The 12742-nt window shown below is 72.2% G+C and carries 11 protein-coding genes and 1 pseudogene; 9 read left to right on the top strand and 3 right to left on the bottom strand.

Features of this window, described 5'->3' with window-relative positions; all coding sequences use genetic code 11:
- Positions 1-54 precede the first annotated feature (54 nt).
- The 3 genes from KUM32_RS10755 (at position 55) to KUM32_RS10745 (ending at position 2344) form a co-directional block, all read left to right on the top strand.
- The gene (locus KUM32_RS10755; RefSeq protein ID WP_217141615.1) at positions 55-660 is read left to right on the top strand and encodes a YdbC family protein; all 606 of its coding nucleotides are present in this window, start codon (positions 55-57) and stop codon (positions 658-660) included.
- A gap of 106 nt (positions 661-766) precedes the next feature.
- On the top strand, positions 767-1426 hold the full coding sequence (locus KUM32_RS10750) for a histidine phosphatase family protein (protein WP_217141614.1): 660 nt from the start codon (positions 767-769) through the stop codon (positions 1424-1426).
- A gap of 12 nt (positions 1427-1438) precedes the next feature.
- Positions 1439-2344: an ADP-ribosylglycohydrolase family protein gene (locus tag KUM32_RS10745; protein ID WP_217141613.1), complete on the top strand. Its 906-nt coding sequence runs from the start codon at positions 1439-1441 to the stop codon at positions 2342-2344.
- 302 nt (positions 2345-2646) lie between these two features.
- Here the strand turns inward: KUM32_RS10745 and KUM32_RS10740 are convergent.
- Positions 2647-3018, bottom strand: a pseudogene (locus KUM32_RS10740) (MFS transporter); the annotation flags it as partial.
- Between KUM32_RS10740 and KUM32_RS10735 the strand changes: the two are divergent.
- The 3 genes from KUM32_RS10735 (at position 2966) to KUM32_RS10725 (ending at position 5106) form a co-directional block, all read left to right on the top strand.
- Complete coding sequence (locus KUM32_RS10735) at positions 2966-3622, top strand: TetR/AcrR family transcriptional regulator (protein ID WP_374227498.1); 657 nt, start codon at positions 2966-2968, stop codon at positions 3620-3622. The pseudogene KUM32_RS10740 and the gene KUM32_RS10735 overlap by 53 nt on opposite strands.
- 81 nt (positions 3623-3703) lie before the next feature.
- Positions 3704-4405: a ribonuclease HII gene (locus KUM32_RS10730; protein WP_217141611.1), complete on the top strand. Its 702-nt coding sequence runs from the start codon at positions 3704-3706 to the stop codon at positions 4403-4405.
- Between the two features lie 68 nt (positions 4406-4473).
- Positions 4474-5106 carry a hypothetical protein gene (locus KUM32_RS10725; RefSeq protein ID WP_217141610.1) on the top strand — a complete coding sequence of 211 codons (633 nt, stop codon included), beginning with the start codon at positions 4474-4476 and terminating at the stop codon, positions 5104-5106.
- A 232-nt stretch (positions 5107-5338) separates the two neighbouring features.
- Here KUM32_RS10725 and KUM32_RS10720 read toward each other — a convergent pair whose 3' ends face one another.
- Both KUM32_RS10720 and KUM32_RS10715 read right to left on the bottom strand, forming a co-directional pair.
- Complete coding sequence (locus tag KUM32_RS10720) at positions 5339-5953, bottom strand: hypothetical protein (protein WP_217141609.1); 615 nt, start codon at positions 5951-5953, stop codon at positions 5339-5341.
- 319 nt (positions 5954-6272) lie between these two features.
- Positions 6273-8438: a RecQ family ATP-dependent DNA helicase gene (locus tag KUM32_RS10715; RefSeq protein WP_217141608.1), complete on the bottom strand. Its 2166-nt coding sequence runs from the start codon at positions 8436-8438 to the stop codon at positions 6273-6275.
- Between the two features lie 143 nt (positions 8439-8581).
- Here KUM32_RS10715 and KUM32_RS10710 point away from each other — a divergent pair, with 143 nt between their 5' ends.
- The 3 genes from KUM32_RS10710 to KUM32_RS43370 all read left to right on the top strand — a co-directional run.
- Positions 8582-10138 carry a DUF4192 domain-containing protein gene (locus KUM32_RS10710; RefSeq protein WP_217141607.1) on the top strand — a complete coding sequence of 519 codons (1557 nt, stop codon included), beginning with the start codon at positions 8582-8584 and terminating at the stop codon, positions 10136-10138.
- 301 nt (positions 10139-10439) lie between these two features.
- Positions 10440-11198 (top strand): NUDIX domain-containing protein, encoded by a 759-nt coding sequence (locus tag KUM32_RS10705; RefSeq protein ID WP_217141606.1) that lies wholly within the window; start codon positions 10440-10442, stop codon positions 11196-11198.
- A gap of 125 nt (positions 11199-11323) precedes the next feature.
- Positions 11324-12742 (top strand): ATP-binding cassette domain-containing protein (locus tag KUM32_RS43370; RefSeq protein WP_308408633.1); only part of this gene is annotated, 1419 nt, incomplete at its 3' end.

Raw genomic sequence — 12742 nt, 5'->3', positions numbered from 1 at the left:
AAGCGGTCGTCCGGAGAGTGACCGGTGCCACGTTCCTGGCCTTACCATGGCGCGGTGCTGGTCAAGTGGATTCGCTGCACCGTGGTGGACCGCCGCGGGTTCGAGCGGGGGCAGCGAAAGTGGGCGGGGCTTCCGGGGGAGCCGGGTTTTCGGGGACAGGGGGGTGGCTGGAGTCGCGGGCGTCCGGACGTGGCACACGTCTTCGCCTTCTGGGAGAGCCGCGCCTTCTACGACTCCTTCATGGCCCGTTCCCACGACCGGCTCGCTTCGGCACAGGCGGGTACCTTCAAGGACGCCCAGGTCAGGCTCTTCGACCACCGGTTCGACGTGAAGACCGGGTTCGAGCCGCGTTTCACGGACGCCGACCTGCTGCGGGTGGCGCTCTGCCGGGTCCACGAGGAGCGGGCCGAGCACTACGTCCTCATGCAGGAGAAGGTCTGGAACCCCGCGATGGCCGGTTCCCCCGGAATGGTCCGCGGGCTGTTCGGGGAGGCGCCGGGGCACGAGTACCTGGTGCTGTCCATGTGGCGGTCGGCCGCCGAGCACGGCAAGTACCGCACCGAGCGGGTGGAACGGCTCGCGCTGCGCGCCCAGACGGAGGCCGACATCGCGGCGCTGACGGGGGACATCGTGCAGCTGGAGCCCTCGTGGACCGTCTGAGTCCCGGGCCGGCCTCCCGGCGTCGAGGTACGGGAACTGTGTGACGTACGCCGTATGGGGCCCGTACGAGTCCGTGGTTTCACCGGTCTCGATCTAGGGTTCTGTCATGGCACGACCACGGCGCATCGTTCTTGTCCGGCACGGCGAGTCGACGGGCAACGTCGATGACTCCGTGTACGAGCGTGAACCCGACCACGCGTTGGGCCTCACCGAGCAGGGCCGGGCGCAGGCGGAGAGGACGGGCAAGGAGCTGCGCGAGGTGTTCGGGCGCGAGCGGGTCAGTGTGTACGTCTCCCCGTACCGCCGGACGCACGAGACCCTGCGGGCCTTCCGCCTCGACCCCGAGCTCATACGGATACGGGAGGAGCCCCGGCTGCGTGAGCAGGACTGGGGAAACTGGCAGGACCGCGACGACGTACGCCTGCAGAAGGCCTACCGGGACGCCTACGGCCACTTCTTCTACCGCTTCGCCCAGGGCGAGTCGGGTGCCGACGTGTACGACCGGGTCGGCGGCTTCCTGGAGAGCCTGTTCCGAAGTTTCGAGGACCCCGACCATCCGCCCAACGTGCTCCTGGTGACCCACGGTCTGGCCATGCGGTTGTTCTGCATGCGGTGGTTCCACTGGACGGTCGCGGAATTCGAGTCGCTGTCGAACCCCGGGAACGGCGAGGTACGGATGCTCGTTCTCGGCGAGGACGGCAAATACGCCCTCGACCGGCCCTTCGAACGCTGGCGAGATCCGGAACCCTACGGGACCACCGGATAGAGTGGCAGGGCGATGACCGCTCATTCATCTCCCGACGGGCCCCTGGACCGGGCCCTGGCCAGCCTGCGCGGACTGTCGGTGGGCGACGCGCTGGGTTCACAGTTCTTCGTGCCCGCGAACTACCCGCTGCTCAAGCGCCGGGAGCTGCCTCCCGGGACGTGGCAGTGGACCGACGACACGGAAATGGCCTGCTCCGTGGTCGCCGTCCTGGCCACGCATCACCGCATCGACCAGGACGCGCTGGCACATTCCTTCGCCCACCACCACGACTTCGACCGCGGCTACGGACCCGCGGTCAACCGGCTGCTGCGACTGGTCCGGGAGGGCGGCGACTGGCGCGAGCTCGCCGCCGCGCTCTTCAACGGCCAGGGGTCCTGGGGCAACGGTGCCGCGATGCGCATCGCGCCGCTGGGTGCCTGGTACGCGGACGACCCGGAGCAGGCGACCCACCAGGCGGAGATCTCCGCGTACCCCACCCACCAGCACCGCGAGGCGGTGGTCGGCGCCATGGCCGTCGCCGCGGCCGCCGCACTGGCCGCCGGGCCCGGCGGTCCGCCCCGTCCGCACGCGCTGCTCGACGGGGTGATCGCGCTGGTCCCCAAGAGCGCGGTCGGCGCCGGGCTGCGACGTGCCCGGGACATGCTCGACTACGGCGACGCGGCCACGGTCGCGGCCGTACTGGGCTGCGGCAGGCGTACGACCGCCCACGACACCGTTCCCTTCGCCCTCTGGTCCGCCGCACGCTCCCTCGGGGACTACGAGCGCGCTTTCTGGACGACCGCCCAGGTCGGCGGGGACGTGGACACGACCTGCGCCATCGTGGGCGGGGTGATCGCCTCGGCGAGGGACGGCGCGCCGCCGGCCGAGTGGGCCGAACGCGTCGAGGCGCTTCCGGGTTGGACGGCGGCGTCGGTCTAGCGGGCCGCACCCGGGCCGCGCGGCGCGGGCAGGCCGGGACTCTCCGTGCTTGGCGGGAACTCTCGGTGACCATGTGTGCGTTGTCGTGACATCCGCCGTGTGAGGCAAGGGGCCCGCACGGAGTCCGCGGGGTCACGAGGGGGTGGGGCATGGGGATGCGATTGGCGCGGGTCGGCGCGACGCTGCTTGCCGCGCTGCTCGTCCGGCCGACCACCCCGCGGACCGCGAGCCGGCCGGACGGCCGTCGGGAGGCGTGCGTGACGCCCGTCGACGGCCCCCGGCCGGCCCCTGGTGGCGCACCGTCAGCCCATTCCCGGTCCGGCCGATCCGGACAGGGCCTCCAGGTCGCTCTTGCGCACCCGGATCACCAGCCAGGCCGTGGCCAGGGCGAGTACGGCCATGGCGGCAGCCGGAATGAAGGCCGCCAAGATCCCCTGGGCGAGGACGTCGTGCCCCCAGGGCGCGGGCAGCTGGTGCGTCTGGGCGAACTCCGCCTTCTGCTCCGGCGAGCCGTTGGTCAGGAAGGCCGGCGCCTGTTCCTCGGCCTCGTTCTTGCTGGCCGTGCCGAACACCGTCGTCAGGATGGCGAGGCCGATCGATCCGCCCACCTGCTGCATCACGTTGAGCAGGCCGGACGCCGCGCCCGCCTCGTGCTGGGCGACCCCGGAGACCGCGTTGGCCGCCTCCGCCCAGACGTCCTCCCGCCGACGCGGCGCGGTCCTGGAGCGCGCGATCCTCGACGCCGCGCTGGAGCAGCTCGGCACCGTCGGCTGGAACGGCCTGACGATGGAGGGGGTCGCCGCCGGCGCCCAGACGGGCAAGGCGGCGGTGTACCGCCGCTGGCCGTCCAAGGAGGACCTGGTCGCGGACGCGCTGCGGTCCGGACTGCCGCGTTTCGATACGGTGCCCGACCTGGGGAGCGTGCGTGAGGACCTTCTGGCACTGTGCCGGCGGGCGCGCGACGCGATGTTCTCCCGTCCCGGACTCGCCTGGCGATCGGTCATTCACGAATGCGACAGCATCCAGGCGGAGCGCTTCCACGCGGTGATCCTCAAGGGGGTGGTCGAGCCGACCCTGGAGATGCTCCGTGAGGTCATCACCCGCGGTATAGAGCGGGGAGAGGTCCGGGGCGACGCGGCGAACGGCTACGTCTTCGACGCCATCCCGGCGATGATGATGTACCGCTCGAAGATTTGTGGAAGTGAATGGACGGACCAGGAGGTCGAAGAAATGATCGACCGGCTGATGGTTCCGCTGCTCCGGCCGGACGGTACCTGACTCCCGTCTGCCCGGGGTCGGCGCTCATGGGGGGAACCAGGGTGTCCCCGAAGGATCGGGGCGGCGTAGGCTAAGAGCGTCATGCCGTACGAACCACCTACTCACACCGTCGAGCGCTCACTCCGCGCCACGACCGGAGCGAAGATCATTGCCGGTGTCGACGAGGTGGGGCGGGGTGCGTGGGCCGGTCCGGTCACTGTCTGTGCCGCGGTCACCGGGCTCCGCAGGCCCCCGGTCGGACTCACCGATTCCAAGCTGCTGACCGTCAAGCGACGCGGCGAACTCGCCGCGGAACTGCGGACCTGGGTGACGTCCTATGCCCTGGGGCACGCCTCTCCGGAGGAGATCGACGCACTGGGGATGACCGCGGCGCTGCGACTGGCGGCCGTGCGTGCCCTGGAGTCCCTGCCGGTCCGTCCCGACGCCGTCATCCTCGACGGCAAGCACGACTATCTCGGGGCGCCTTGGAAGGTCCGTACGGTGATCAAGGGTGACCAGTCCTGCGTCGCCGTCGCGGCGGCCTCGGTGCTGGCCAAGGTCCAGCGCGACAAAATGATGGCCGAACTGGGTATCGACCATGCAGACTTCGGTTTTGCGGACAACGCCGGGTATCCGTCGCCCGTGCACAAGGCCGCACTGGAGGAGTGGGGGCCCACCCCGCATCACCGGTTGTCGTGGGCGTATCTTGATGCGCTGCCCCAGTGGCGGCACCTCAAGAAGGTCCGCAGTTGGGTGGACGGAAGCGTTCCGGAAATCGAGGGTCAGCTCGGATTCGATTTCTGACGGTTCCGCTCGCAGGCATGTGCCACCCGCCGACGCGAGCCGCACCAACGTTTGATAAACATCAGCTCATGCCTCTCATTCCCGAGGAGCCTCAGATTCACGAGAAGGCCCAGGGTCCCCGCGCCACTCCGGCCAGCGGCCGCACCGCGTCGACCCCCCGCCCCGTTCCCGGCCCCCGTCCCGCGGCTCCGCCGCGTCCCGGCCGTCCCGACCCCGCGCGGCCCGCGCCGCCGGCGCAGCGCGCGCCGCGCGACACGGCCGCGGCCAAGCCCGCACCGTCCGGTCCGGCTGCTCCGGCAACCGCCCCGGCCACCCCGCAGATCCAGCTGATCCCGGCTTCGCCCGAAGGTGCGCTCGACGCCGCCGAGGAGGCCGTGGACCTGCTTCTGGACTCGGGTCGTGCCCCCGGTGACGTGCTGGTGATCACCACCGGCGAACCGCATCCGTGGGCCGCCCACGAACTGTCCTTCGGCGATGCCGCCTACTGGGCGCAGCACGACGCGGGCGACGACGTCTTCTACGCGGACGCCGCCGTCGCGGACCGTGCCGCGTCACGGGCCGTTGTCGTGGTCGTGGTCAACGGCGGCCCCGAAGCCGCCGCTGTCACCGCCCTGTCCGTGGCCCACTCCCGGGCCGGCGCCCTGCTGATCGTCTGCGGTGACCCGCAGCGGATCAACTCGGTGCTGGGCGCGGGCGTCTGAGCCGCGTCCGCCGCATGCGGCGGACGGCGGTGTGACGCAGGGGGCCGCGCCGGAACGGTACCCGTCCGATGGGTGCTTCGGCGTGCCCGTTGTCCCCTCGAGGCGGAGCACCTGTTCCCGTCCGAGGGGACGACGGTGCCTTCCGGTCAGGGGGCGTACGGGTGTCCCGACGCGCTGTCACAGGCCTGGATGCCGCCGCGTGGACACGCAGTGCGCATCGGGCCCGTGGTGCTCAGCGGGCCGCGGCGCGGCGCAGCACGTCCGAGGCGACGCCGCCGGTGCGCGGTGGCGGGGGCGGTGCCTCCGACGTGGCGAACGGTTCCGGCGTCGACGCGGCATTGGGCCGGCGCCCCCCGCGTCCCTCACCGAGGACCTGCCAGCCGTCCCGGGTCAGTGTGATGTAGGCGCCGCAGCGCAGCCCGTGCAACGTGCAGGCGTCCCGCAGCCCCCACATCCACGCCCCGTCCTCCTCCGTCCAACGGGCGTCGCCCTCACGGCAGTAGAGCAGGACGGCGGTGCGCACCGGGGTGCGGAGCCGCAGGTCGTGCGGGATGACCCGGCGCAGTTGGGCGAGCAGCGCGTTGCGGAACATCCAGCCGTCGGCCGGAGCCCGGCGGCTGGTGAACGAGGCGCTCGCACGCAGTCGTTCGTCCGGATCCAGTACGGCCACGATCGCGGTCGCCTGCTTGGGGCGGTGCCGCGCGTGCAGCCCGCTGACGACCTCGCGCGGGTTGCGAAGCAGCGGGATTCCGGCAGCGGCCCACTCCGCCGGTTCCAGTATGCGAGTGGCGGCAGGGGCGGAAGACGACAAAGATGCCGCCGAGGACGGAGCGAATCCGAAGGTCACGTTCCTCCCTTCGGCTACGCGCCCACACTGCGGGCGGGGGTCGGATTCGGGGGAGCGCGCACCGCAGTGAAGCCCTGCCGGAACACGGACGAGCCGTGCGGGGAGCGGACTTCAATTCTTCCTGTCGAACTGGGATGCGGCAACGAGCAATTGGGGTCGACGACCGTTATCGGATGATGCGCGCCCTATATCCCTACCCAGAGCCCAGCCGGGTGACGCGCGGGGCGCGCCACCCGGAGTCGCGCGGGCTCGTGGGCCGGTTCGGTGTCGTGCGGTGCGTGTGCGGTGCGGTAGGTGTGCGGTGCGTCGTGGCGGGCGATCAGCCCTGCACGGCCAGGACCAGTGGCAACACCCCGGGGGCGCCGGCGCGCCGCAGCAGCCGGGCCGCCACCGCCAGGGTCCAGCCCGTCTCGGTGCAGTCGTCCACGAGGAGCACCGGGCCGTCCAGACCGCCGATCGTGGCGGCGAGGGCGGGCGGCACGGTCAGCGCGCCGTCGAGCGCCTTGAGCCGCTGCGCGCTGTTGCTGCGGGACGCCCTTGGCGCCTCCCCCGTGTACTCGACCGAACCGAGCAACGGCAGTCGGCCGACCTCGGCGATGTGTGCTCCGAGGGACTGGATCAGCCGAGGACGGGTGCGCGAGGCGACGGTCACCACCCCTGCCGGGCGTGGCAGGCCGTCGACCGCGCCCGAGGCCCAGCCACCGGGGCCCTTCGCCCAGTCGGCCAGAACCCTCACGACGGCTTCGGCGACATCGTCGGGCACCGCACCGTCCGGCGCCTGGGGGGAGAGCATCGGCCGCAGCCGGTTGCCCCAGCCGATGTCGGACAGGCGGCCCAACGCCCGGCCGGGCGCGGCCTGTTCCCCCACCGGGATACGCCCCTTCAGCTCGACGCCGATCGCGGGGAGCCCGGTCGGCCACATACGGCGCGGCTCCACCTCGACGCCGGCCCGGCCCAGGTCGACGCGGGCGGCGTCGAGGGCGTCGGTGGAGGTGTCCGCGGTGAAACGTGCGCCCGCGCAGTTGTCACAGTGACCACAGGGCTTGGCGCCCTCGTCGTCCAGTTGGCGTTGCAGGAACTCCATCCGGCAGTCGGTCGTCGAGGCGTAGTCACGCATCGCCTGCTGCTCGGCCTTCCGCTGCCGCGCAACCCAGTCGTACCGCTCCGCGTCGTACGTCCACGGCTCTCCCGTCGCGATCCAGCCGCCCTTGACCCGCTTGACCGCACCGTCCACGTCGAGGACCTTGAGCATGGTTTCCAGCCGGGATCGGCGCAGCTCCACCAGGGGCTCCAGCGCGGGCAGCGAGAGGGGCCGCTCCGCGTGCGCGAGGATGCCGAGCGTGCGGCGCACCAGCTCCTCCGACGGGAAGGCCAAAGAGGCGAAGTACTCCCAGATCGCCTCGTCCTCCTTGCCCGGCAGGAGGAGCACCTCCGCGTGCTCGACACCGCGCCCGGCACGGCCGACCTGTTGGTAGTACGCGATGGGCGAGGACGGCGAGCCCAGGTGGACCACGAAACCCAGGTCGGGCTTGTCGAACCCCATGCCCAGCGCGGAGGTGGCGACCAGCGCTTTGACCCGGTTGGCGAGCAGGTCGTCCTCGGCCTGCTGCCGGTCCGCGTTCTCGGTCTTGCCGGTGTACGAGGAGACGGTGTGGCCGCGCTGGCGCAGGAAGGCCGTGACCTCCTCCGCGGCGGCCACGGTGAGCGTGTAGATGATCCCGGAGCCCGGCAGTTCGTGAAGGTGATCGGCGAGCCAGGCCATCCGGTGCGCGGCGTCGGGCAGCCGCAGCACGCCCAGACTGAGGCTCTCCCGGTCCAGCGGGCCGCGCAGCACCAACGCGTCCGACGTGCCGCCGGTCCCGAGCTGCTCCGCGACATCGGCGGTCACGCGCGCGTTGGCGGTGGCGGTCGTCGCCAGTACGGGCACCCCCGGCGGGAGGTCGGTCAGCATGGTGCGCAGCCGCCGGTAGTCCGGGCGGAAGTCGTGGCCCCAGTCGGAGATGCAGTGGGCCTCGTCCACCACGAGCAGTCCGGTCGCGGCGGAGAGCTTGGGCAGCACCTGGTCCCGGAAGTCCGGGTTGTTGAGCCGCTCGGGACTCACCAGCAGCACGTCGACCTCGCCCACGGCGATCTCGTCCTGGATCGCTTCCCACTCCTCGGTGTTGGAGGAGTTGATGGTCCGGGCACGGATGCCGGCCCTGGCCGCGGCCTCGACCTGGTTGCGCATGAGCGCGAGCAGCGGGGAGACGATCACCGTGGGGCCGGCACCTCTGCCCCGCAGCAGCGCGGTCGCCACGAAGTAGACCGCGGACTTGCCCCACCCCGTGCGCTGGACGACCAGGGCTCGGCGGCGGTCGGCGACCAGCGCCTCGATCGCCCGCCACTGGTCCTCCCGCAGCCGGGCGCCGCCCGAGGCGTCCCCGACGAGGCGGGCGAGGACCGCGTCGGCCGCTGCCCGGAGATCCGCGTTGCTCGTGTGCTCCATGCGTTCCATACAACAGGACGGGACTGACAGCCGGGTGCCGGGGCGGTGCGGCACCGTCGCTCGCCCCGGGAGAATGACGTGTCCCTGGCGGGAGTTATCCACAGGGCAAAGCGGAAATTTCAGTTCCGCGAGATCGTCGGGGCATGACGAACCACAGCGAAACGACTGGCTCCTCCGAGAACGGCGGCATCCCGGGCCCGGCGAAGCCGCGCCGTGCGACCCCCACCTCGTACGACGGCCCCGGTGAGGAGCACCAGGTCACCCTGCGTACCCCCGCCGAGCTGGCGGACGCCCTGCCGTATCTCCTGGGGTACCGCCCCGAGGACAGCATTGTCCTGGTCGCCCTGCGGGACAGGGACGGGCGTGGCCGGTTCGGTGGCCGTGCCCGCCTGGGCATTCCCGCGAACGCGGACGACTGGGCGAGCGCGGCCGGACAACTGGCACACGGCCTGGTGGCGGGCAGCGAGCGCAGGGGAGTCCGCCCCGAGCAGATGGTCGCCTACCTCTGCCAGGAGCCCGGACGGGGCGAGACCGGCCGAGAGGTGATGGAGCGGCTGCGCCCGCTGGCCCAGAAGCTGCGCGTCGAGTGCGGAGCCCTGGACGTGCCGGTGGTCGAGGCGCTGTGCATCTCGGACGGGCGCTTCTGGTCGTACTGCTGCGACGACGAGGTCTGCTGCCCGGCCGAAGGCATCCCCATGGGTCTGCCGGGTACTTCCGTGCTGGCCGCGGCGGCCGCCTACGCCGGCATCCAGGTGCGGGGATCGCTGCGCGAGCTGCGGGCCAGGCTGCTTCCCTGGGAAGGCACCGCGGCACTTGAGCAGACGGCCGCCCTGGACGCGGCCGCCATGACGCTGGTCTCCCGCATCCTCGACGACGCCGGGCGCGCGGACGTGGCCGAGGAGACGCTGCGCTTGGCCCAGCGGGTCATGCGACGGCTCGGCGAGGCGCCGCCCGTGTCCGGCGTACCCGCGGAGGACCTGCGCGACGACCAGCTCTTCGGCCACGACGAGGCGGCGGCGCTGATCCTCGGACTCCAGGACCGTACGACCCGGGACCGTGCGGCCGAATGGATGGAAGGCGCCGAGGCCGGACCCGCGCTGCGGCTCTGGCGAGCGCTGGCCCGCCGCTGCGTCGGACCCTACGGCGAACACGCGGCCGCGCCCCTGACCCTCGCGGGGTGGGTCGCATGGTCCACCGGCGATGAACTGGAGGCACGAGAGGCGCTGGCCATGGCACTGGGCGCGGATCCGGACTACCTCTTCGCCCGGCTCCTGCACCAGGCGTGCAACGAGGGCCTCGACCCGGAGTCGGTCCGCCGCTGTCTGCGTGCGGAGCGCGGGGGCCGTGGGAGCACGGGCGGAGCCACGGCGGATGGCGACGAACAGGCCGGCGGGCCGGTGAAACGCGAGCCGACCGAGCTCACGCCCGCACCCAAGGCGGCTGCCGGCCGACGGCGTCGGCCACGCTCCGTCGCCGCGGCCGGCGGTGTGCTGGGCCGTGCGAGGGCGCAAAGCCGTGAGCCGGGCGTGAAGATCGTGCGGCCACGCACTCCGACGGGTGGCGAACGCCCTGGTGCGGCGCGACCGGGCCGCACGCGGTCACGCGCATCGCGGAAGGAAGCGGCGGGACAGGAAGGCATCTGCCGGGAAGGCAGGCGCACGGGAGAGCACGGGACCGAAGGAGGCGGCGAGCGACTCTGAGAGAGGGAGGAGGAAAGGGAAGGAGTGGGATGGCCTGGGGGGAGAAGGAGGGGACGGAGGAAGTCGGAGAGGCAGGCGTTGGGCACTGTCGGAGCGCCCTCCTCCCGGGGGCAGCGGATTCGGCCCGGCCAGGGGCCAGGAGGCGGCCGATCCCTGTGACTCTGGCTCGACCTGGCCTGAAGGGGCACGGCGCGACGACCGCATGCAGACGGATGGGACGCACGTCGGACGGATGTGGACCAGAGCCTGAGCGACCCACGAAGGGAGTGTTTATCGTCAGGCAGACGACTATGATCGCCGCATGCCCTACGACCCGTCGGCCTTTCCGCCCTTCGCCGTCACCGTGGACCTGGTCGTGCTGACCGTACGCCGCCACTCCCTGTGCGCGCTGGCGGTGCGCAGGGGCGAGCCGCCGTTCCAGGGCCGCTGGGCCCTGCCCGGCGGCTTCGTACGGGCAGACGAGGACCTGGCTCAGGCGGCGGCGCGGGAGCTGGCCGAGGAGACGGGGCTGTGCGTCCACGACCCCGCCGCACCCATCCAGGATAACGGTGCCCACCTGGAGCAGCTCGCGACGTACGGCGACCCCGAGCGTGACCCCCGGATGCGCGTGGTCAGCGTCGCCCACCTCGCCCTGGCTCCCGACCTGCCCGCTCCACGGGCGGGTGGTGACGCCAGCAACGCGCGATGGGCACCGGTCGAGGAACTGCTGGAGCAGAGCGGTCACGGCCGTGACGGTGAGCCGGTGGCGTTGCTCGCCTTCGACCACGCCCAGATTCTGGCGGACGGCGTGGAGAGAGCCCGCTCCAAGATCGAGTACTCGTCGCTGGCCACCGCGTTCTGCCCGCCCGAGTTCACTGTGGGGGAGCTGCGCCGCGTGTACGAGGCGGTGTGGAGCGTGTCGCTCGATCCGCGCAACTTCCACCGCAAGGTGACGGGCACCCCGGGCTTCCTCGTCCCCACCGGGGGGACGACCACCCGCCAGGGCGGTCGCCCCGCCCAGCTCTTCCGGGCGGGCGGTGCGACTCTTCTCAACCCCCCGATGCTGCGTCCCGAGGTCTGACAGCGGGTCCGGGCCGGTATTCCGGCGTGTGCGGCGAACAAGGAGTCGACACGGTCCGTCACCTCGGGTCCGACAGGCCGCGCGATGCCCGGAAAAAACTGATATAGCACGCTATCTTGCTACAGGTGATCCAGGCCTTCGGACTGACCAGCACCCCTCGCAAGGAGTCTCCGCCCGCAGTCGACGACGTCTCCTTCGAGGCGCGCGCCGGCCGCGTCACCGCACTGCTCGGAGCATCGGGCGCCGGTAAGACGACGGTGCTCAGACTCATGCTCGAACTCCAACGCGGCCGAGGTCTCACCTACTTCAGAGGCCGTCCCCTGCACCGCATCGCCCATCCGTCGCGCGAGGTCGGCGTGCTGCTGGGCGATGTGCCGGGGCACCCGGCCCGCACGGTTCGCGGCCATCTCCGCATGCTGTGCGCGGCGGCCGGTGTGCCCGTCCGGCGTGCCGACGAAGTCCTGGAGGCGGTCGGCCTCGTGAGCCTGCGCGGCGAACGACTCGGCACTCTCTCGCGTGGCATGGACCGTCGTCTCGGGCTGGCCTGCGCACTGATTCCCGACCCGCACACCCTGGTCCTCGACGACCCCGCCGGCGCGCTCTCGGTCCGGGAGGCGCACTGGCTCCACAGCATGCTGCGTGCCCACGCGGTGCAGGGCGGTACCGTCCTGTTCAGTACGGCGGATCCCAAGGAGGCCGCGCGTACCGCCGACCACGTCGTCACGCTCGAACGGGGCCGGGTTGTCGCCGACCAGGAGGCCGCGGTCTTCTCCCGCACCCGCCTGCGCCCCCGTGTCGCCGTCCGTAGCCCGCACGCCCCCCGCCTCGCCGCTCTGCTGACCAAGGAGGCACGTGCGGCCCGTCGATCCGTCGAGGTCGTGCGCGAGGCCGGAAACCGTCTCGCCGTGTACGGCAGCACCTGCGCCGACATCGGCGAGACCGCCTTCCGCCACGGGATCCTCGTACATCAACTGGCCGATGAAATCGGTGACATGGGCCCCGGAGCGGGTGCGGTGCCGAAGGTCCGGCGGCTGAGCGCCCAGGGCAACCCGTTGCCGGACGCACCACCTCCGACCGCCATCCGCCCCTCACTCACCGACCCGTCCCACTCGACCGCGACCGACCCGTCTCGCCCGACCGCCACCGACACCGCGGTGACCGCCCCCCGAAAGCCCCTCACCACACCCGAGTCCTTCCCCGACGACCCCGGTCCCCTCCACGACGCTCCACTTCCGGAGCCGGAGCCGGGCGCCCCCCAGCCACCCGCCGACGGCCGCCGGCCCGTCCCCGGTACTCCGCGACCGTCCCTGACCAAGCCGTCACGCCCCGGCGCCCCCGCCCCCCGCGCCGAGCGCGCGCCCGGCAACGCCTCCACGCCCGACGGCGCTCCCGAGACCGGTAGCGCCCCTCCACGCGTCGGCGCCTCCGCACCAGCCGTCCCGCCGGAACCGGCCACCCCTCACGTGCCACTCGCCACCCCCCGTAACAGGCCGCGCCCCCACACGGCCCTCACCCCCTCCGCAGCCACCGCACGCGACACGCAC

It is taken from the genome of Streptomyces sp. AC627_RSS907, from assembly GCF_019049165.1.
The sequence above is the reverse complement of the archived record's forward strand: the minus strand, read 5'-3'. Positions and strand labels throughout refer to the sequence as shown.